The organism is Saccharopolyspora rhizosphaerae (assembly GCF_003931915.1).
GTDB classification, from domain to species: domain Bacteria; phylum Actinomycetota; class Actinomycetes; order Mycobacteriales; family Pseudonocardiaceae; genus Saccharopolyspora; species Saccharopolyspora rhizosphaerae.
In genome coordinates, this window is record NZ_RSAA01000016.1 from 1 (window position 1) to 19,880 (window position 19,880).

Consider the following 19,880-nt stretch of genomic DNA (forward strand, 5'->3'; position numbering starts at 1 on the left):
ACGTCGCCAAGGAAATCGGCCCCATCGCCAAACCCCGCCAGATCATGGTCGTGCCCGAACTGCCCAAGACCCGCTCCGGCAAGATCATGCGACGGCTCCTGCGCGACGTCGCCGAAAACCGCGAAGTCGGCGACGTCAGCACCCTCGCCGACTCCTCGGTCATGGACCTCATCTCCAAGGGCCTGAAGTCGTCCGACGACGACTGACCGTTCAGCCGATCTGTCAGGAGGGCGCCCCGGTGCGGGGCGCCCTCCGATTTTTTTCCAGACCTCGCTGCGCTGCACGAACGGCGTCCGCGAGAGGTTGCGCGGGCAAGTGATCGTCCGAACGGGTGTTAGGGTTCCCGCCAGGTGTGCCGGGAAGTCTGGTCGGCGGTGGAATCGTGCTGCCCACGAACGGAGCCGTCTTGACCGACCGCAACCGCGCCCGCACCTTCGACTTCGGCGCCTACCTGCGCACCGAGACCGTCGGCGGCATGGTGCTGCTGGCCGCCGCGGCCATCGCGCTGTTGCTGGCCAACTCCCCCGCGAGCGACTTCTACACCGCTGTCCGCGACTTCCAGGTCGGACCGCACCAGCTGCACCTCGACCTCAGCATCGGGGAGTGGGCCAAGGACGGCCTGCTCGCGATCTTCTTCTTCGTCGCCGGGCTGGAGCTCAAGCGCGAGCTGGTGATCGGCGAGCTGTCCAACATCCGCAGCGCGCTGTTGCCGGTCATCGCCGCCGTCGGCGGCATGGTCGTGCCCGCCGCGCTGGCATTCGGGCTCAGCGTCGGCGCACCCGGCCACGAGACCGCGTGGGCGATCCCGGTGGCCACCGACATCGCCTTCGCGCTCGGCGTGCTCGCGCTGACCGGTTCCTGGATGCCGACCGCGGCACGGGTCTTCCTGCTCAGCCTCGCCGTGGTCGACGACCTCGGCGGCATCATCGTGATCGCCGTCGTGTTCACCTCGGGCCTCGACCTGGTGTGGCTGCTGGCCGCCGTCGCGTTGTGCGCGCTGTACTGGTTCCTGCAGCACAAGCGCATCCGCTCGCCGTGGATCTACATCCCGCTGGCGGTCGCGACCTGGATCGCGGTGCACAGCTGCGGCATCCACGCCACCATCGCCGGCGTCGCGCTGGGCCTGCTCACCCGCGTGCGCACCGACCCCGACGAGGAGGCCTCCCCGGCGATGCGGCTCGAGCACCGGCTGCAGCCCTGGTCGGCGGGCCTGGTGGTGCCGGTGTTCGCGTTCTTCGCAGCCGGTGTCCCGATCGACGGCGAGGCGCTGAGCTCCGTGTTCTCCGACCGGGTGGCCATCGGCGTGATGGTCGGCCTGGTGGTCGGCAAGTTCGTCGGCATCTTCGCGACCTCGTTCATCGCGGTGAAGCTGCGCATCGGCAACAAGCCGACCTCGGTGTCCTGGCTGGACATGGGCGCGCTGGCGATGCTCGGTGGCGTCGGCTTCACCGTCAGCCTGCTCATCACCGAGCTCGCCCTGGAAGGCGCCGCGGCGGAGCGCGCCAAGGCAGCCGTGCTGCTCGCCTCCGCGGCTGCCTCGCTGCTGGCCGCCGCAGCGCTGCTGCGGCGCGGGCGCGCGGTGAACGGCAACGGCAACGGCAACGGCAACGGCAACGGTGGACCCGCTGGTGAGACGCCTGGGAATGTCACTCACGGGTAACGCATCGCGAGTCGATGGGCGGGAGTCTGATCTCCCGTGGCACGATGGTGGCCGTGAACAGCGCCCAGAAGAGCACCAACGCCAGCCGTGACGGTGCGGAGTGGAGTGCGGTGAACTCCATCCCGTTGTCCGAGGAGGGCACTTCTCCTGACGGGCAGTCCATCGGCGCGTTGGTCAAAGACGCCACGACGCACCTGTCCACTCTGGTCCGCTCCGAAGTGGAGCTCGCCAAGTCCGAGATCGCCGGCGAGGTCAAGAAGGCGGTCCGCGGCAGCGTCTACTTCATCCTCGCGCTCTGCGTGCTGGTCTTCAGCCTGTTCTTCCTCTTCTTCACCGCGGCCGAGGCACTGGACGCGGTCGGCCTGTGGCGCTGGGCCGCCTTCGGCATCGTCTTCCTGGCGATGCTGCTCGTCGCCGGCCTCTTCGCCTTGCTGGGCTTCCTGAAGGTCCGCAAGCTCCACGCTCCGAAGCGGACCGTGGAGACCCTCAAGGAGACCAAGAACATCACCAAGCGTCGTCACACGGAGGAAGCCACCACCGGCTGACCGGAACGGGCGCTCACGCGTGAAGACCGCGGCGGACACCAGGTCCGCCGCGGTCTTCGCGCGTTCGGGGGCGTGCCGCGAGGACCTGCCTGAGAGGACCGCGGGCCGTCCTCGGTGGAGCGCTCGCCTCGGTCAGCCCGTGCAGCTGCCGGTGGGGACGCGGGTGGTGAGACCCGGTGCCGCCTGCACCTCGTCGGCGACCTCGTCCGCGGTGAGCGCGAAGCCGGTCTCCGGGTCGTCCACCGCAGCGCCGAAGACCACGCCCACGACCTGGCCGTTCGGGTCGACCAGCGGGCCGCCGGAGTTGCCGCTCTGCACCCGGCCGCGAACGGTGTAGACGTCGCGGACCACGGTGGAGCTGTCGTAGATGTCGGGACCGCGCAGCCGGATGCGTTCGCGGATCCGGCCGGGCGCTGCCGTGTAGGGGCCGTCGAGCGGGAAGCCGAGTGCGATCGTGCCGTCGCCCGGTTCCGCCGCGTCCGCGGCGAACGACATCGCCTCGGCGTCGAGGTCCGGCACCTCCAGGATCGCCAGGTCGACGTCCGGCTTGTACATCACGACCTCGGCGTCGAACTCACCGCGACCGATCTCGATGGCCACCCGGTCGGTCCCCGCCACCACGTGCGCGTTGGTCATGACCCGCTGCGGGGCGATGACGAACCCGGTGCCCTCCAGCGCCCGGGCGCACGAGGTCGCGCGGCCGCGGATCTTGACCACGCTGGTCTGCGCCTTGCGCACCACCTCGCTGCCGGCCAGCGCCGGGTCGGGCGGCGCGATCTCGGCGACCGGGGTCTCGGAGAACGGCTCCAGGGCTTCCGGGAAACCCGACATCCCGAGCATCTCGCGCAAGTCGTTGGGCAGTGCCCTGGCCTGCGCGGGCATCACCGAGTTGACCGCGCCGAGGACCTGCGAGCGGCTCACCGCCGCCGCCAGGCCGGGCAGCGCGGAGGCCGAGGTGAACGGCAGGGCGACGAGCCAGGCCACCACCAGCACCGCGAGGAACTGCAGCACCGAACCCAGCGCGTTGTCGACCCCGGCGATGCGCGGTGAGGTGATGCGGTCCCGCAGTTCGCGGCCCGCCCACATCCCGAAGGTTTCACCGAAGGCGACGAGCAGGACGACGATGCCGACGCCGAAGGCCAACCGGGCGACCGGGCTCTGCACGTCGGCCAGCACGACGGGGGCGAGCTTCAGGCCCACCACGGCACCGACGAACACGCCCACGAAGGACAGCAGCGCGGTGACCAGACCGCTCCGAGCCCCGGAGACGGCGGCGAGCAGTGCCAGCAGCACCACCAGCAGGTCGACCCAGTTCACCCACTCACCCCTCGCGACGGACGATCAGTCGCACCACCGTCTCACGGTCAGTTAACAGAACGGCCAAGCCGGGCTACCGACGAGGTGTTCGCCACCTTTCAGGACCGCCCGAAGCCGACGTCGTCGGCTTCCTCGGCCGCCCGCCACGCCTCGTCGAGCCCTCGCACGTCGGAGCGGTCCCAGTGGCGCGCCCAGCCCGCCAGCTCCAGGAGGCCGGCCAGCAGACCGCCGGTGAAACCCCACACGAGCATCCCCGGAACCAGGAAGGCCGGCCCGGCAAAACCGCTGGTCAGGCGCACCCTCATCCGGTTCTCGGGATCGCTCAGCCAGGAGATCGGCACGCGGGCCACGGCCGCCGTCTCGCCCGGGTCCACCGGCGCGACCGGCGAGGGCTCACGCCAGTGCGCGAGCACCGGGGTCACCCGGAACCCGCTGTGCGGGACGTGCAGCTCGGGCAGGGTCGCGACCGGGCGGATGCCCTCGGGTTGCACCCCCACCTCCTCGACCGCCTCACGCAGCGCGGCGTCCACCGGGCCGCGGTCCTCGTCGTCGAGCGAGCCGCCCGGGAAGGCGACCTGCCCGGGGTGCTTGTCCAGGCCCTCGGCGCGGCGCAGCAGCAGCACGTCCGGGCCGTGCTCGTCCTCGCCGAGCAGGATCAGCACGGCGGCAGGACGCGCGGAGCGGGGTGGCGAGCCCTTCGGCCAGCCGAAGTGGCCCGGGTCCAGGTCGGCCGTGCGCTTGACCAGCGTCCGCATCCAGTCCGGCAGCTCGTCGGGATCGACCAGCGGTCCGTTGTCGCTCACTGGTCCCCCAAGGTCCGTTCGACGGCGGCTCGAACCTCGCTCGGAGACTCGAACGCGACCGGTGGATCGATGCGCCGCACCTCGCCGGCCGCGGTCACCACGTAGCTGACCGGCAACACCGCGGGCGCGCGCAGCGCGGCGCGAGCACGGTTGTCGCCGTCGTGCACGTTGGGGAAGTGAACGCCGAGCGCGCGCAACAGGTCAAGACCTTCCGCCGGGCCGCTGTCGACCTGCACGCCCAGCACGCGGGCGGCTCCGGGCTCGGCGCTGTAGGCCTGCAACGCGGGCAGCTCGGTGCGGCACGGCACGCACCAGGTGGCCCAGAGGTTCACCAGGACCGGTCCGCCGGAGGCGGCTCCCGCCAGGTCGGTGGGCCGGCCGTCGGCCAGGCAGCGCACCGTCGTGCCGGACAGCTCAGCAGGCCCGCCGGGGCCGGACGCGCAGGCCTGCAGCGCGGCGGCGGCACGCAGCTGCGGGTCGACCTCCTCGGTGGGAGGCGGCGCGGCGGACGGGACGGGCTGCAGCTGCTCCTGGTCGCGCGGCCACAGCGCGATCGCCGCGAGCACGGCGAGGACCACGACCACGACGGTCCACTGGATCTCGGACCGGAAGGCACGCAGGTTCACGCCACGGGCTCCTTGGCCGCCTGCGTCGCCACCGTCTTCTCCGGGACCTCCTCGACGATGCCGGCGAGCTCCAGCAGCCGGGGTGTCTCCGGGCCGCGGACCAGCTTCGCCGCCTCCAGGTGGTCGGTCGGACCGATGCCGTAGGAGGGGCAGTCCTTGGCCAGCAGGCAGGCGCCGCAGGCCGGCTTGCGGGAGTGGCAGACCCGGCGGCCGTGGAAGATCACCCGGTGGGAGAGCATCGTCCACTCCTTGCGGGGGATCAGCTCGCCGACGGCGTGCTCGACCTTGACCGCGTCCTCCAGATCGGTCCAGCCCCACCTGCGCACCAACCGTCCGAAGTGGGTGTCCACGGTGATCCCCGGGACGCCGAAGGCGTTGCCGAGGATCACGTTGGCGGTCTTGCGCCCGATGCCCGGGAGCTTCACGAGGTCCTCGAGGTTGGCCGGCACCTCGCCCCCGTGGTTCTCGACCAGCGCGGCACCCAGCCCCATCAGCGAGGACGTCTTGTTCCGGTAGAAGCCGGTGGAGCGGATCACCTCCTCCAGCTCGGTCCGGTCGGCCCCGGCGTAGTCGGCGGCCGTCGGGTAGCGGCGGAACAGCGCGGGAGTGACCTCGTTGACCCGCTTGTCCGTGCACTGGGCGGACAGGATGGTCGCCACGGCGAGCTCCAGCGGCGTGTTGAAGTCCAGCTCGCAGTGCGCGTCCGGATAGGCTTCGGCCAAGGCGCGCAGCATCCGCCTCGCTCGCCGGACGAGCCCCAAGCGGGTCTCCTCGCCCTTCCGAGATCGAGCGGCACGCTGGTCGGGAGGGGTTCCAGCGGACTTGGCACGGGTGTTTCGAGCAGGCTCCGGCACCCCACCAGACTACGGAGGAGCTCTGACACGGACGGTGGTGGCACCGTCACCGACCCCGCGAATCGACCCCCGGTTGAACCGGCGTCGAAGGTATGAGCGAGGATTCACACCATGATGGCTGCCTGGTTCGTCATCGTAGTACCGCTCGTGATCATGTTCTTCACGCTCTTCATGGAGCGTGTGGAAGCCCGCCTGCGGCACGTGGCGGTGCAGGAGAACGAGGTGGAGGAGTTGCTGGAGAACGCCCGACCCGACGAGGTCCGGGCGCTATTCCGGCAAGGCATTGGACGTGCGCTGGAGTTGTTCCAGCTACGCAGGGTGGGACGCGCCGGTAGGCTACGTACTCGCCGTTCGCGCGACCAGTCTTAGAATCGCTGGTAGTGATCGGCGGCACACCGCCAGACGCGCTGACGCGGGTCCGGCACCACAGACAGCCGCCGCGTCTCAACATGGAGGGACGAGGTGGACGAGACCCTGGCCCGGGCCGGCATCTTCCAAGGCGTTGAGCCGGCCGCGGCGGAGGCACTGGCACAGTCGCTGGAACCGATCGAGTTCCCGCGCGGACACGTGATCTTCGCCGAGGGCGAGCCGGGCGACCGGCTCTACATCATTCAGTCCGGCAAGGTGAAGCTCGGACGCAAATCCCCGGACGGCAGGGAGAACCTGCTGGCGATCATGGGCCCGTCGGACATGTTCGGCGAGCTGTCCATCTTCGACCCCGGGCCGCGGACTTCGACCGCGACCACGGTCACCGAGGTGCGCGCGTTGAGCATGGACCGCGGCGCTCTGCGGCAGTGGATCGCCACGCGTCCGGAGATCGCCGAGCAGCTGCTGCGCGTGGTGGCCCGCCGCCTGCGCCGCACCAACGGCATGCTCGCGGACCTGATCTTCACCGACGTTCCGGGACGCGTCGCCAAGGCGCTGCTGCAGCTGGCGCAGCGCTTCGGCAGCCAGGAAGCGGGTCTGCTCCGGGTCACCCACGACCTGACGCAGGAGGAGATCGCGCAGTACGTCGGCGCCTCGCGGGAGACCGTGAACAAGGCGCTCGCGGACTTCGCGCACCGCGGCTGGCTGCGTCTCGAAGGCAAGAGCGTCCTGATCCTGGATCCGGAGCGCTTGGCCCGCCGCGCTCGCTGAAGCGGCGGCGCACGCGCAGCGGAGCTGACGCGCGCCGGCCGAAGAGTCCGGGCTCGACTCCCGGGTTCTTCAGCCGGCGCGCGTCTCTTCGCGTTCACGCCAGTTCTGCGGAAGCCGGGAACAGCTCCCCGGTCGAACCCCGCAACCGAGACCGAGTCGTCTGCGTCACACGTCAGGACGCAGACGAAAGGGGTTCTCGGATGGCTTCGCACTTCGTGGTCGCCGTGGTGGCGATCGCCCTGGCCCTGTTCTTCGTGATCGGCGTGCGCGCGGCGATGGGCAGTTCGAACCGCATCGACGACCGGCGGCGGCGGAAGAGCTCGCGCGGCGCCTTCGTCGGCACGTCCCAGGGCCACGACCGCAGTGGCGGCTCCGGTGACGGCGGGGGCGGCGGTGACGGCGGGGGCGGCGGTGACGGCGGAGGCTGCTGAGCCGCGCCTGCCCACCGGTCACCCGCGCCTGACAGATGTGAAGGGACCGGGCGCCACCCCCGACGTGGCGCTCCAGTCCCTTCACATGTGCGTGGTTCGTCCCCCGACGACTAACCACGCTCCCCCGATCCCCCGGTGCTTCGGCCCCGAATTCCTTGGCACCGGAGGCGGCTGTGCGGAATTGAACTTGTCCTACTCCGAAGATGCTGGAAGGCCGTGCCCTCCAGCAACCCCCTTTCACCAACCAAGACGTGTCTCCCGGGGGCACGGTTGCACACATCACCCGTTCTGAGTAAGCAACCTCACTCATCACCTTCCTAGCAGGCGAAAAAGGTTGGTACCGGCGTACCACAATCGGCATACTGGTCCGCGTGTCCCCATCCACGTCGCTGAACGACTACCGCACCGCTCTGACCACCTCCGGCGCACTCGCCCCGGTCGTCACCTCGCTGCTCGGCCGGCTGCCCATCGCGATGATCGGCATGGCGCTGCTGCTGTACGTGCAGCGGGAGACCTCGTCGTTCGCGATCGCCGGTGCCGTGTCCGCCGCCGAGCTGATCGGGGTGGCGATGGGATCGGTCGCGCAGGGCAGGATCATCGACCGCCGGGGGCCGTCCGCTCCGCTGCACGTGATGTCCGCGCTCTTCGGCCTCGCGGTCGCGGCGACGCTGGTGGCGATCGAGACCGGCGCGGCTACGCCGCTGGTGGTGGCGGGTGCGTTCGCGATGGGCCTGCTGCAGCCGAACATCGGTTCGGCCTCGCGTGCGCTGTGGGGGCACCTGCTGCCGCCGGGGCGGGTGCGCGAAGCGGCGTTCTCCTACGAGGCGATCAGCCTGGAGGTCTTCTTCATCCTCGGCCCCGGCCTGGCGGGCCTGCTGGTGGCGATGCCGTGGGCGGGTACCGGCGTCGTGGTGGGCTCGGTGTGCATGGTGCTGGGCAGCGTCGGCTTCGCCGCCACCCGCGCGGCCCGCACCCAGCGGCCCGAGCCGCAGGGGCAGGGCGCCCTGCTGGGTGCCATCGCCGCGCCGGGGATGCGCACGGTGGCGCTCGCGTCGATGGGCTTCGGCGTGGTGATCGGCTTCATCGAGGTCGCGGTCCCGGCCGCCGCGGTGGAGGCCGGCCAGCCCACGATGGGCGGCCTGCTGATGAGCCTTGCGTCGGTCAGCTCGGTCGCGGTCGGCATCGTCTACGGCGTGCACCCGTGGCCCCGTCCGATGCACCTCCGGCTGCCCGCCCTGCTGCTCGGGTTCGCCGGCCTGGTCGCCCTGCTCGCGCTGCCCTCGACGCTGCTCGGGTTGGCCCTGATGCTGCTGCTCGCCGGGTGCCTGATCACCCCGCAATCCACGACCCACTCGGTCGCGGTCGAGTTCGCCGCCCCGCCCGGCACGGCCGCCGAGGCCTTCGGCTGGGTGGTCACCGCGGTGACCACGGGCGCGGCGATCGGCCAGTCGGTCAGTGGCCAGCTCGTCGAGCTGGGCGGCCCGCCCACCGCCTTCCTCGCCGCAGGCGCCGCAGGGGCCGCCCTGGCCGGTGTCCTCCACCTCCGCCGGAACACCCTCCTGCCGCAGCGGACCGACCTGTCGCTGGCCGGGACGTGATGTCGGGGGCCGTCGCTAGGTTCCCCGCGTGGAACTCGACGTGACGGCTCCGGTCCAGCAGCTCGCGACGGCTGCCGCTGACCTGGTCACGCTGCTGCCAGGGCGGAAACTGGACCCGCTGCTCAGCGGAGTGGTGCTGACCGCCGAGCCGGACCGGGTCGAGCTCGCCGGGATCGATCGGGAGCGCGCCGTCCGGCTGTCCTGCCCGGCGCGCACGCACACCGGCGGAGCGGTGCTGGTGCCCGCTCGGCCGCTGGCCGAGGCGCTGCGCCACCTCGGCGGCCCGGAGGCGAGGCTCGTCGTGGAGGGTCAGAAGCTCGCCGTCCGCACGGACCGGACGCGCTTCGCCCTCCCGCTGCTCGACCGGCACGCCCACCCGGGCGTCCGGCCGGTGCCAGGGCGGGTCGGCGTCCTGGACACGTCGCTGCTGCCGGTCGCGGCGGCCACCGCCGCGGCGGCCTCGCGCGACGACGCCCTCGTGGTGTTCACCGGCGTGCACCTGCGCGCGGACGCCGGCGAGCTGGTGCTGGTGGGCACCGACCGGTTCCGCATGGCCGTGGCCCGCCTGCCCTGGCGGGGCGAGGTCGACGAGTGGACCGCCCTCGTGCCGGCCGCGCTGTGGGCCGAGATCGCGCGGCAGGCCCGCGGGCCGGGGGTCGCGCTGCACGCCGACGGCGATCGGTTCGGTGCGAGCTGGGAATCGTCCGAGGTCAGCAGTGCTGTGCTGGACGTGCCGTTCCCCAGCGAGGCCCGCCACCTCGCCGAGGACTTCGACGGCGAAGCACGGCTCCGCGCGGACGAGCTGGCCGACGCCGTCCGCCACACCAGTCCGTTCGCCGGGCAGAACGCGGTCCGCCTCGAGGTCGGCGGCGGCGAAGTCCGGGTCCCTCGACCGACCCGGGCGTGGGCGACGCCGAGGAGACGCTCAAGGCCGATACCAGCGGAGACCGGATCACCACCGCCTACCAGCCGCGCTACCTCGCCGACGCGCTCAAGCCCTTCGGCACCGAGGAGGTGCGCCTCCGCCTCCGCTCCGGCGTCCGCCGCTCGACGGTCATCACGACACCGCGCTCCCCGACCCTGCACCAGGTGCTGATGCCCAAGCGCCTCGCCCACGACCCGCGAGGCCAGGGCTGAGGTCAGACCTCGCCCTGCTCCTCGAGGTAGGTGAGCTGGGCCCGGACCGTGAGCTCGGCTGCCGGCCAGACCGAGCGGTCGACGTCGGCGTAGACGAGCTCGACGACCTGGCGCGGGGTGACTCCGCGCCCCAGGTCTCCAACGGCTTGGCGGACCTGGGCGAGGCGCTGCTCGCGGTGGTCCAGGTAGTGCTCGGCGACGGCGCGGGCGTCGGGGAGCTCCGGCCCGTGACCCGGCAAGGCGCGCACGCCCGGGGGAAGGGACGCGATCTTGCGCAGCGACTCGAGGTAGGAGCCGAGGTGGCCGTCCGGGTGCGCGACGACCGTGGTGCCTCGGCCGAGGATGCTGTCGCCGGTGAACACCGCCGGTTCGTCGTGCTCGACGACGAAGCACACGGAGTCGGCCGTGTGGCCCGCGGTGGTCATGACCTGCAGCTCCAGGCCCGCCGCGGTGATCCGCTCGCCGTCGACGATCGGCTCGGCATCGCGGCACAGCGCCGGGTCCAGCGCGCGGACCGGGGACCCGGTGCGCTGCACGAACTCGGCGACGCCGCCGGTGTGGTCCTCGTGGTGGTGGGTGAGGAGCACCAGCGAGACCGGCCCGTGGCCGGCGACCCTGCGCAGGTGCTCGGCATCGCCGGGGCCGGGGTCGATCACCACGCAGCCGCGGGAGCCGGGATCGCGCAGCACCCACGTGTTGGTGCCGTCGAGCGTCATCGGGTTCGGGTTCTCGGCCAGCAGCACCGAGGCGTAGGAGGTGACCGGGCGGAGCTCGCCGTAGGCGGGGTGCTGCATCAGGCCTCCTCGAAGCCGGGCTCGCCCGGCAGCACGGCGTGCCAGCGGCCGTCCCGCTCGATCAGCTTCGGCATGATCTTGGTGAGCGTCCGCTCGGCCGCCAGGGCCGCGGGGAGGGCGTCGAACTCGGCCATCTCGCTGAGCGTGACCTCGGTGGGCGGCAGCAGGTGGCACCGGCCCTCGCGGAAGTCGGCCAGCGCCTGCTGCGGTGTGGCCCAGTAGGCCTCGGCGGCTTCGGTGGTGACGGCGTCGGCGCGCTGGCCTGCGGGCATCGCCGCCAGGAAGAACCTCGTGTCGTAGCGGCGCGGTTCCTGCTCCGGGGTCACCCAGTTCGCCCACGGGCGCAGCAGGTCGGCGCGCAGCACCAGCCCCTCCTGGGCGAGGAAGCCCGCGAGCGAGACGTCCCTGCTCACCAGGTCCTGGCGGGCTGCCGAGTAGCCGGTGGTGTCCTCGACGACCGTGGTGGAGTCGGGTCCGGCCAGCAGCACGCCCGACTCCTCGAAGGTCTCGCGGACCGCTGCGCACACCAGCGCGCGGGCCACCTCGGTGGTGCAGCCGAAGCGCTGCGCCCACCACTCCGGGCCCGGCCCGCTCCAGGCGACCGAGGCGTCCGCGTCGCGCTGGTCGACGCCCCCTCCGGGGAACACCGTCATCCCACCGGCGAACGCCATGCCCTTCACCCGGCGCTGCAGGAACACCTCCGGCCCCGAGGAGCCGTCGCGCAGCAGCACCACGGTGGCCGCGTGCTTCGGGCGAACCGGCTTGTCCGGACGGTCCTCGGGCACGAATCCCGTTGGCAACGAGCGATCCATGCCCGCCACCCTATGTCGGCGATCGTCCCCGGAACACCGTCCGCAGGATCAACGCTGCTGCGGCGAGTAGGCCTGCTGCTGGCTCGCGGCGATCGGCGGGAACCCTCCGGTACCGCCGGGCATCGTGGAGCTCCTGCCGTCCTCGGTCGGCTGGCGCTTGGCCGGCCCGTCCTGCTCGCGGTGGGCGAGCTCCTCGTGCAGCTTGCGCAGCAGGTTGCGCTCCCGGTCGGTCAGCTTGGCGTCGACCGCGGCGGGAACGCGCATCATCACACCCGTCTGCTCGGCCGCTGTCTCGGGTTCCGGATCCTCGGGTGGTTCACCGGGAAACTCGTGCTGCGGCTCGGCCACAGCGTGCGACACCCCCTCCGGCCGGGACTCGTCCACCGGCGCCGGTGGCGCGGGCGGAGGCGCCGGGGGTTCTTCCGGCTGTCTGTGCTCGACGACGTGCTCCGCGCGTGGCGCTACAGGGGGAGCGGCCCTCTCGGCGGGTGGCTCTACAGGGGGAGCCGCCCTCTCCGCGCGTGGCGCTGCAGGGGGAGCCGTCCTCTCCGCGGACGGCATCTCGAGCCGCACCCGCCGGGCCGTCGACAGCGCATCGCGGTGGTATTCGGGCAGGTCAGCGCCTGTGGCGAAGACGTCGACGGCGTAGCGCAAGCCTGCTCGGCGCAGCGCCGAGATCAGCTGGAAGGCGACGGCCGGGCCCGACCCGTCGGGGCCGACCTCCGCCAGCAGCACGCCCTGCGGCACCGCGCCGTAGTTGTTGCCCGCGGGAGTGGTGCGGTGCGTGATCCACAGGCCGCGCACGCCCGCGAGCCGACTGCTGACCTGCTTGAGCGAGATCTCCAGGTCGGTGTCGTCGGAGCCGGGGGCGCTGAACCTGTGGCCGTCGGGCAGCAGGGACTCCACCACGGTGAGCCGGTCGGCGAGCTGGTGGTTGCCGCGGGACTCCTCGAGCACCCGGCGCAGGTGGTACTGCTCGGCTGCGGTCACCTCGATCCGCCCGGCCAGCAGGCACCCGGCGAGGAACTCGGCCCCGGCGTCGGGCTGCCCCATCCCGAGCAGCTCGCGGGCGCCGTCGATGCCGTCGTCATCGACGCGTCCGGTCATGGCCAGCAAGAGGCTGTGCAGCCGGTCGACCGGTCCGGCGGCCTCTGCAACGTCCACCACGAATGCCTCCTTCAGCTACCGACCGCTCAACCGCGGCGACCGGCGAATTCTTCGGCTCCCGCGCACACCAGCGCCGACTCCTCGATCGCCATCCGGTGGTACGGGGTGGGTTCCACGTCCTTGGGCACGACCTCGACGCACGGCGCGGAGTCGCCGAGCGCGCGCAGCACCCGTTGGATCTCCCCGGTCAGCTCGACGTGGTCGTCCGAGGCGGAGACCAGGACGACGAGCTTGGCGCCGCCGGAATCGCGGCGCCGCCAGCTGTTGCGCACCTCGCGCACGCCGGGACGCCCGCGCAGCGTGGCGCCGAGCACCAGCACCGCCGAGTCACCGATGTTCTCGGCCGGGGGTTCGGTGGTGAACGAGTAGTGCGGTGTGGTGTCCACGACGGCGGGCAGCACCGCGCCGACCACGGCCGGGTCGGCGCCCAGCGGCAGCAGCGCGTCCGAGAGCAGCCGGTGCTCGTCGTCGTCGAGCGGGATGCGCTCGCGGACCAGCGTGCCCGGCAGCAGCCTGGCGACCACGTCGGCCGCGTCCCCGGCCAGCCAGTCGCGGTACCGCCACAGGTGCCGGTCGGGCAACCTGCCGGCCAGCCGAAGCAACAGTTCGTGGCACAGCAGATCGTTCTCACGCACTGCCACGGCGCCCCTCCATGCCTAGTACTCCGGGTCCGGTTCCAGCTCGCCCGCTCCCCCGACGCAGCTGCACCCTTCCAGGTGAACTTTCGTGCTGCTGATCGAGCCGTTCACGCCCCTGAACGACCAAGCGCAACGCGTTGGAATCAACATCCCCCATCCGAGTTACGCCGGATCAGGCGAACGAAGACCAAGGATGATCGAAGCGTACTGGTCGTAGTTGACCTTCGGAGCCCCACCGCCGGAAAAAATCACGGATGCTTGACCGCTGACCACGCTGCGCGCACAGAACAGAGCGCGGCGTCACCCCGCGTGGGGTGACGCCGCGCTGCAGGTCCGCAGTGCCGGGTTCACTCGACCTCGACGACCAGCTCCACCTCGACCGGCACGCCGAGCGGGAGCTCCGCGACACCCACCGCCGAGCGGGCGTGCTGCCCGGCCTCGCCGAAGACCTCGCCGAGGAGCTCTGAAGCTCCGTTGACGACCCCGGGCTGACCCGTGAAGCCCTCGGCCGAAGCGACGAAGCCGACGACCTTCACCACCCGGACGATCGAGTCCAGGCCCACCAGCGAGTCCACCGCGGCCAGCGCGTTGAGCGCGCAGATCCGGGCGTACTGCTGGGCTTCCTCGGCGCTCACCTCGGCGCCGACCTTGCCCAGGCCTGCGGGCTCACCCGCCACCATCGGGACCTGGCCGGCCGTGAACACCAGCGAGCCGGTGCGCACCGCGGGCACGTAGGACGCGACGGGCTTGACCACCTCGGGCAGCGGAATGCCCAGCTCCGCCAGGCGGTCCGTCCACCGACCCATGTCAGGCCTCCTTCGGCCGCTTCATGTAGGCCACCATCTGCTCACCGGTCGGACCGGGCAGCACGGTGACGAGCTCCCAGCCGTCCTCGCCCCACTGGTCGAGGATCTGCTTGGTCGCGTGGCTCAACAACGGCACGGTGGCGTACTCCCACTTCTGCATGGGGGTGAGCGTAATTGCTGAGGTGGTGGTCGTCCCGGGTGGCGGGTGGTGTCCGCCCCCTCCCCGCGACGAGGTTCCCCCGGTGGCCCGACGGGAGGACTGCGATCACACGTGCGCAGACATTTCCGGAAACGGGGACTTAGGCTGATCGCGTGACCTCATGGGACGGGGAGCTCAACCAGGCGCGGTTGCACGTGGTCAGCGGCAAGGGCGGCACCGGGAAGACGACGGTCGCCGCCGCGCTCGCGCTGGCCCTGGCGACCGGGGGCAAGAAGGTGCTGCTCATCGAGGTCGAAGGCAGGCAGGGGATCGCCCAGCTCTTCGACAGCGCACCGCTGCCCTACTCCGAGGAGTGGATCGCCGCCGCGCCCGGCGGGGGCGAACTGCGGGCGCTGGCCATCGACGCCGAGCCGGCGCTGCTGGAGTACCTGTCGATGTTCTACAACCTCGGCTTCGCCGGCCGGACCCTGCGCAAGATGGGCGCCATCGAGTTCGCCACCACGCTCGCGCCAGGCCTCCGGGACGTGCTGTTCACCGGCAAGATCAAGGAGTGCGTCGGGCGGACCGACGACCGCGGCCGCTACGTCTACGACGCCGTCGTCGTCGACGCGCCGCCGACCGGGCGGGTCGTGAAGTTCCTCGACGTCACCCGGGCCATGGCCGACCTCGCCAAGGTCGGGCCGATCCGCGAGCACAGCGACGGAGTCGTGCGCCTGGTGCACTCCGCCGACACCGTCGTCCACCTCGTGACGCTGCTCGAAGACCTGCCGGTCCGGGAAACGCTCGAAGCCGTCGAAGAGCTCGACGCCGCCGACCTGCGCCCCGGAGCCGTGGTGCTCAACCGCGTGCGGCCGAGCAGGCTGCCCGCGCGCACGGTGCCCGGCGCCGCGGACGGGCGCGTCGACGCCGACCGGGTACGCACCGGGCTCGAATCCGCCGGGCTGAAGGTCGACGAGACCACCCTCGACGGGCTCGTGCACGAGACCATCGAGCACGCCATCCGGCACCGGGCCGAGGAGTCCGCGCGCGAGCGGCTCGCCGGCACCGACCTGCCCATCGTCCCGCTGCCCGACCTCACGGCCGGCATCGACGTCGCCGAGCTCTACGAGCTGGCCGAGATCTTCACCGAACACGGCATCCGGAGCCCCCGATGAGCGAACAGCCGCGGCCCTCGCAGGTCGACGTCGACGCGCTGCTGGACGACCCCGAGACCCACGTGCTCGTCTGCTGCGGGTCCGGTGGCGTCGGCAAGACCACGACCGCCGCTGCGCTGGCGCTGCGGGCCGCCGAACGCGGCCGCAAGACCGTCGTGCTCACCATCGATCCCGCCCGGCGCCTCGCCCAAGCCCTGGGCCTGCGGGAACTCGGCAACACGCCCAAGCAGGTGTCGCTGGAGGGCTTCGAACCCGCGGGCGACCTGAACGCGATGATGCTCGACATGCGCCGCACCTTCGACGACATGGTGCAGATGCACGCAGGCCCCGAGCGCGCCGAGCAGATCCTGAACAACCCCTTCTACCAGACCATCTCGACCTCGTTCTCCGGAACGCAGGAGTACATGGCGATGGAGAAGCTCGGTCAGCTCGCCGCTTCCGGCGAGTGGGACCTGATCGTCGTCGACACCCCGCCCAGCCGCTCCGCGCTCGACTTCCTGGACGCGCCGCAGCGGCTGTCGACCGTGCTGGACGGGCGGCTGATCAAGATGCTGTCCTCCCCCGCGCGTGCGGGCGGGCGCGGACTGCGCAAGATCGTCGGCGCCTCGTTCGGCGTGTTCGCCAAGGCGGTGTCGACGATCATCGGCGGACAGCTGCTCAACGACGCGGCCAACTTCGTGCAGGCCTTCGACTCGACCTTCGGCGGCTTCCGGCAGCGCGCCGAGCAGACCTACCGGCTGCTGCGCTCGCCGGGCACCGCCTTCCTGGTGGTGGCCACCCCGGAGCCGGACGCGCTGCGGGAGGCGTCCTACTTCGTGGAGCGGCTGGCCGGGGATTCGATGCCGCTGGTCGGCCTGATCGCCAACCGGACGCACCCGGTGGTCGCCGATCTGCCGGGCACGCGGGCCACGGCCGTGGCCGAGGAGATCGAGTCAGGCGGTTCCGCTCCGCTGGCCGCGGCGGTGCTGCGCGTGCACGCGGACCGGGTGGAGATCGCCGAGCGGGAGAAGCGCGTGCTCGCGCGGTTCACCAGGGCCCACCCGGAAGTCGCGCTCGTCGGCGTTCCTGCCCTTCCCTCGGACGTGCACGACCTGGCCGGTCTGCGGGAGATCGGCATGCGGCTCGCCGGGGAATGACGGAAAAGAGCAGGCCGGGCATTCCCGTTTTTCACGGTCAACGCCCGGCCTGCTTTTTCTTCGGGGATCAGCTCACCTGGAACTCGGTGATCCCGGAGTAATCCTGACGCGCTGCCTCGAGCAAATCGCGCCAGTTCCGAACATCCGGACGACGACGAAGCAGTGCTCGCCGTTCCCGCTCGGTCATTCCACCCCACACACCGAATTCGATCTTGTTGTCGAGCGCCTCGCTGAGGCACTCCGTCCGCACTGGGCAGCCAAAACAAACCATTCGTGCTTTGCGCTGCTCAGCCCCGCGGACGAACAATTGATCCGGGTTCTGGTCTCGACATGCGGCGTTAACCCGCCAGTCCCCCTGCTCGAACATAGAGTTCCCCCAGCTCCTCACTGGATCGTCGGCGACTGTGTTTCGTCCGGAGCCCCCCGGCACCGGATGCCACGGTTCGGATGTCGGGAGCCCGAACCGCAACAGTGCTGTCGCTGGACGTAGACGGACTGTAGAGCCCAGCGGTTCCACAACCAACCGACGGTTGTCGTCCCGTTATCTTCGAGACTCACTACATCGGGCGGACTTAGGACGTGACACTCCGTCACGACGCATGTGCGATTTACTCTGGCTGAGTGCGTGCCCGAGACAGCTTGCTGAAGCTTTTCGGTCTGTGTGTGCTGGCTGGCGTGTTGGTGGCGGGGTTGCTCTTCCCGACGGCGGGATCACTCGGAGTGGTCTCCAACCGTGCTGGAGACGCCGTCAACAGCATTTCGGCGGACATGATGACCAAGGAACCGCCGCTTGTGACGACGATCACAGACAAGGACGGGAGGCCAATCGCCTACCTGTTCAACCAGGACCGGACCCCAGCAGCTCCGGACCAGATCGCCGACACCATGAAGGCCGCGATCGTGGCCATCGAGGACCGGCGCTTCTTCGACCACCAGGGCGTGGACTGGGCGGGCACCATGCGCGCCGCCGCGACCAACCAGATGTCCGGTGAGATCGCCCAGGGCGGTTCCACGCTGACCCAGCAGTACGTGAAGAACTACCTCGTGCACGTCGTCGCCGCCGACGACCCGGTCAAGCAGGCGAAGGCCATCGAGCAGACCCCGGGCCGCAAGCTGCGGGAGATCCGCATCGCGCTGCAGATCGAGAAGCAGCTCAGCAAGGAGCAGATCCTCGCCCGCTACCTCAACGTCGTGCCCTACGGCAACCAGGCCCACGGCATCGCGGCCGCCGCGCGCACCTACTTCGGCACCACGCCGGACAAGCTGACGATTGCGCAGGCGGCCCTGCTCGCGGGCATGGTCAACAGCCCGAGCGCGCTGAACCCGGAGAGCAACCCCGACGAGGCGCTCGAGCGGCGCAACCTGGTCATCAAGGCCATGGAGGACCAGCGCCGGATCACCCCGGAGGCCGCCGAAGAGGCGCGCAACTCCGATCTCGGCCTGGTTTCGCCGCTGCAGAACATCCCCAACGGCTGCGTCGGCGCCGGACCCTCCGACGGCTTCTTCTGCCGCTACGTCATCGACTACCTGGAACGCGCCGGGTTCACCGAGGAGCAGCTCAAGACCGGCGGCTACACGATCCGCACCTCGATGGACAAGAAGGCCACCGACGCCGCCAAGGAAGCCGCCGAGCACGGCGTGCCGAAGACGACCAAGGGCATCGCCAACGTGATGAGCGTCGTCGAACCCGGCGAGGACAAGCACCGGGTGCGCGCGCTGGTGGCCAACCGCGACTTCGGCATCGACGCCTCGAAGGGCCAGACGGCCTACGCGCTGCCCAGCGGGGTGGCGAAGTTCGGCGCCGGGTCGATCTACAAGGTGTTCACCGCCGCGGCGGCCCTGGAGAAGGGCATGGGCATCCAGAACACGATCGACTCGCCCCCCTCCTACACCTCGCAGGTCTACAAGAACGGCAGCCGGCCCTACACGGTCGGCAACGCCGAAGGCGTGGCGTCGGGACCGCGCACCCTGCAGATGGCCTTGGCGACCTCCCCCAACACCGCCTTCGTGGCGTTGCAGGAGCGCGTCGGGCTGGACACCACCGTGGACATGGCGGTCCGGCTGGGGATGCGGCAGACGCTGCTGCACAACACCTCCGCCGGCAACCCCGTCACGCCCAACGGCTCCGGTGGCCCGTCGCAGGCCGAGGACGTCAAGCAGAAGAACATCGGCGCCTTCACGCTCGGCTTCGCGCCGACCAGCCCGCTGGAGCTCAGCAACGTCGGCGCGACGATCATGAGCGGTGGCACCTGGTGCCCGCCGACGCCGATCGAGCAGATCCAAGACCGCAACGGCAACCCGGTGACGATCACCGAGGAGCCCTGCGAGCAAGCCGTGGACGAGGAGCTGGCGAACGCGCTGGCGGTCGGCATGAGCAGGGACGTGAGCGGCGGCGGCACCGCGGCGGCCGCAGCCAGCGGCGCGAGCTGGACCCGTCCGGTGGCGGCCAAGACCGGCACCACCGAAGCCCACCAGTCGGCAGGCTTCCTCGGCGCCACCCCGCAGTACGCGGGTTCCGTGCTGACCTTCAGCGACGGCACCTCGCCGCAGGGCATCTGCGACACCGACCCGCCCCGGTTGTGCGGGGCCAACGGCGGCAACATCTACGGCGGCAAAGTGCCCGCGCGCACCTGGTTCGACGCGATGAAGGTCATCCACGAGGGCCTGCCGGTCGAACCGCTCCCGCCGACGACCGACCGGTACGAGAACGGCGGCGAGGAGTTCCAGGTGCCCAACGTCGTCGGGCAGACCAGCCAGAAGGCCAAGGAGACCCTGGAGCAGGCCGGTTACAAGGTCACCGAGCGCTCGGTGAACAGCCAGCGCAAGCGGGGGACCGTCACCAGCCAGACCCCGCGCGGCTTCGCCCTGCCCGGCGAGGTGGTGACGCTGTCGGTGAGCACGGGGTACGTCCCGACGCCGTCCACGCAGCGACCGCGGCCGCAGGGCCCCCCGCCGGCCGCCGAGCCGTCACCAGAGCGGCCCGAGCCTCCGGCGGAGGAAGAGCCTCCACCGGAGGAGGAGCCCCCACCGGAGGAGTCGCCTGAGGAGGAGCCGGCCCCACCAGAAGAAACGCCGGGCCGGTGACCGGGCGGGTCTGGTTCTTCC

At 71.2% G+C, this 19,880-nt stretch carries 22 protein-coding genes and 1 pseudogene; 12 read left to right on the forward strand and 11 right to left on the reverse strand.

Features of this window, described 5'->3' with window-relative positions; translation table 11 throughout:
- From EIL87_RS17355 to EIL87_RS17365, 3 genes are all read left to right on the forward strand, one after another.
- Positions 1 to 206, forward strand: a 206-nt coding sequence (locus EIL87_RS17355) for an AMP-binding enzyme (protein WP_407690549.1), incomplete at its 5' end; no start/stop codon positions are given.
- A gap of 173 nt (positions 207 to 379) precedes the next feature.
- Positions 380 to 1,660 carry a Na+/H+ antiporter NhaA gene (nhaA, locus tag EIL87_RS17360; RefSeq protein ID WP_407690552.1) on the forward strand — a complete coding sequence of 427 codons (1,281 nt, stop codon included), beginning with the start codon at positions 380 to 382 and terminating at the stop codon, positions 1,658 to 1,660.
- A gap of 44 nt (positions 1,661 to 1,704) precedes the next feature.
- Positions 1,705 to 2,205, forward strand: a complete 501-nt coding sequence (locus EIL87_RS17365) for a phage holin family protein (protein WP_125091618.1) — start codon at positions 1,705 to 1,707, stop codon at positions 2,203 to 2,205.
- A 132-nt stretch (positions 2,206 to 2,337) separates the two neighbouring features.
- Here the strand turns inward: EIL87_RS17365 and EIL87_RS17370 are convergent, their stop codons facing one another.
- The 4 genes from EIL87_RS17370 to nth all read right to left on the reverse strand — a co-directional run bounded on the left by EIL87_RS17370 (position 2,338) and on the right by nth (position 5,685).
- Positions 2,338 to 3,522, reverse strand: coding sequence for a MarP family serine protease (locus EIL87_RS17370; RefSeq protein ID WP_125091619.1), 1,185 nt, complete (start codon positions 3,520 to 3,522; stop codon positions 2,338 to 2,340).
- A 98-nt stretch (positions 3,523 to 3,620) separates the two neighbouring features.
- On the reverse strand, positions 3,621 to 4,277 hold the full coding sequence (locus EIL87_RS17375; protein ID WP_125091751.1) for an NUDIX hydrolase: 657 nt from the start codon (positions 4,275 to 4,277) through the stop codon (positions 3,621 to 3,623).
- 44 nt (positions 4,278 to 4,321) lie between these two features.
- Positions 4,322 to 4,951, reverse strand: a complete 630-nt coding sequence (locus EIL87_RS17380; protein ID WP_125091620.1) for a TlpA family protein disulfide reductase — start codon at positions 4,949 to 4,951, stop codon at positions 4,322 to 4,324.
- Positions 4,948 to 5,685, reverse strand: coding sequence for an endonuclease III (gene nth / locus EIL87_RS17385; RefSeq protein ID WP_199740486.1), 738 nt, complete (start codon positions 5,683 to 5,685; stop codon positions 4,948 to 4,950). Before nth ends, EIL87_RS17380 begins: the two co-directional genes overlap by 4 nt.
- Before the next feature lie 234 nt (positions 5,686 to 5,919).
- On the opposite strand from nth, the gene EIL87_RS17390 reads away from it, so the two are divergent.
- The 6 genes and pseudogenes from EIL87_RS17390 to EIL87_RS27495 all read left to right on the forward strand — a co-directional run bounded on the left by EIL87_RS17390 (position 5,920) and on the right by EIL87_RS27495 (position 10,108).
- Positions 5,920 to 6,174, forward strand: a complete 255-nt coding sequence (locus EIL87_RS17390; protein ID WP_029535541.1) for a hypothetical protein — start codon at positions 5,920 to 5,922, stop codon at positions 6,172 to 6,174.
- A 93-nt stretch (positions 6,175 to 6,267) separates the two neighbouring features.
- Positions 6,268 to 6,942, forward strand: a complete 675-nt coding sequence (locus EIL87_RS17395; RefSeq protein WP_093422841.1) for a Crp/Fnr family transcriptional regulator — start codon at positions 6,268 to 6,270, stop codon at positions 6,940 to 6,942.
- Between the two features lie 200 nt (positions 6,943 to 7,142).
- Complete coding sequence (locus EIL87_RS17400) at positions 7,143 to 7,373, forward strand: hypothetical protein (RefSeq protein WP_125091622.1); 231 nt, start codon at positions 7,143 to 7,145, stop codon at positions 7,371 to 7,373.
- Between the two features lie 371 nt (positions 7,374 to 7,744).
- Positions 7,745 to 8,971: an MFS transporter gene (locus EIL87_RS17405; protein WP_125091623.1), complete on the forward strand. Its 1,227-nt coding sequence runs from the start codon at positions 7,745 to 7,747 to the stop codon at positions 8,969 to 8,971.
- Between the two features lie 40 nt (positions 8,972 to 9,011).
- Positions 9,012 to 9,653, forward strand: a pseudogene (locus EIL87_RS27490) (DNA polymerase III subunit beta family protein); the annotation flags it as partial.
- Between the two features lie 221 nt (positions 9,654 to 9,874).
- Positions 9,875 to 10,108: a hypothetical protein gene (locus EIL87_RS27495; protein ID WP_233576333.1), complete on the forward strand. Its 234-nt coding sequence runs from the start codon at positions 9,875 to 9,877 to the stop codon at positions 10,106 to 10,108.
- 2 nt (positions 10,109 to 10,110) lie between these two features.
- Here EIL87_RS27495 and EIL87_RS17415 read toward each other — a convergent pair whose 3' ends face one another.
- The 6 genes from EIL87_RS17415 to EIL87_RS17440 form a co-directional block, all read right to left on the reverse strand.
- Positions 10,111 to 10,902, reverse strand: coding sequence for an MBL fold metallo-hydrolase (locus EIL87_RS17415; protein ID WP_125091624.1), 792 nt, complete (start codon positions 10,900 to 10,902; stop codon positions 10,111 to 10,113).
- Positions 10,902 to 11,714 carry an NUDIX hydrolase gene (locus EIL87_RS17420; protein WP_125091625.1) on the reverse strand — a complete coding sequence of 271 codons (813 nt, stop codon included), beginning with the start codon at positions 11,712 to 11,714 and terminating at the stop codon, positions 10,902 to 10,904. Before EIL87_RS17420 ends, EIL87_RS17415 begins: the two co-directional genes overlap by 1 nt.
- 48 nt (positions 11,715 to 11,762) lie before the next feature.
- Entirely contained in the window at positions 11,763 to 12,881 is a 1,119-nt protein-coding gene (locus EIL87_RS17425) for a hypothetical protein (protein ID WP_233576334.1), read from the reverse strand.
- Between the two features lie 26 nt (positions 12,882 to 12,907).
- A complete protein-coding gene (locus EIL87_RS17430; protein WP_125091626.1) occupies positions 12,908 to 13,522 on the reverse strand; it encodes a hypothetical protein in 615 nt (204 codons plus the stop codon).
- Positions 13,523 to 13,866: 344 nt separating this feature from the next.
- Positions 13,867 to 14,325, reverse strand: a complete 459-nt coding sequence (locus EIL87_RS17435) for a RidA family protein (protein ID WP_125091627.1) — start codon at positions 14,323 to 14,325, stop codon at positions 13,867 to 13,869.
- A 1-nt stretch (position 14,326) separates the two neighbouring features.
- Entirely contained in the window at positions 14,327 to 14,485 is a 159-nt protein-coding gene (locus EIL87_RS17440; RefSeq protein ID WP_093422858.1) for a DUF4177 domain-containing protein, read from the reverse strand.
- Positions 14,486 to 14,637: 152 nt separating this feature from the next.
- Between EIL87_RS17440 and EIL87_RS17445 the strand changes: the two genes are divergently transcribed.
- Together EIL87_RS17445 and EIL87_RS17450 are read left to right on the forward strand one after the other, a co-directional pair.
- Positions 14,638 to 15,639: an ArsA-related P-loop ATPase gene (locus EIL87_RS17445; RefSeq protein ID WP_125091628.1), complete on the forward strand. Its 1,002-nt coding sequence runs from the start codon at positions 14,638 to 14,640 to the stop codon at positions 15,637 to 15,639.
- On the forward strand, positions 15,636 to 16,775 hold the full coding sequence (locus EIL87_RS17450; RefSeq protein ID WP_125091629.1) for an ArsA family ATPase: 1,140 nt from the start codon (positions 15,636 to 15,638) through the stop codon (positions 16,773 to 16,775). Before EIL87_RS17445 ends, EIL87_RS17450 begins: the two co-directional genes overlap by 4 nt.
- Positions 16,776 to 16,842: 67 nt before the next feature.
- On the opposite strand, the gene EIL87_RS17455 is transcribed toward EIL87_RS17450, so the two are convergent.
- The gene (locus EIL87_RS17455) at positions 16,843 to 17,142 is read right to left on the reverse strand and encodes a WhiB family transcriptional regulator (RefSeq protein WP_125091630.1); all 300 of its coding nucleotides are present in this window, start codon (positions 17,140 to 17,142) and stop codon (positions 16,843 to 16,845) included.
- A 425-nt stretch (positions 17,143 to 17,567) separates the two neighbouring features.
- On the opposite strand from EIL87_RS17455, the gene EIL87_RS17460 reads away from it, so the two are divergent.
- Positions 17,568 to 19,859 (forward strand): transglycosylase domain-containing protein, encoded by a 2,292-nt coding sequence (locus tag EIL87_RS17460; RefSeq protein ID WP_407690550.1) that lies wholly within the window; start codon positions 17,568 to 17,570, stop codon positions 19,857 to 19,859.
- Positions 19,860 to 19,880 lie beyond the last annotated feature (21 nt).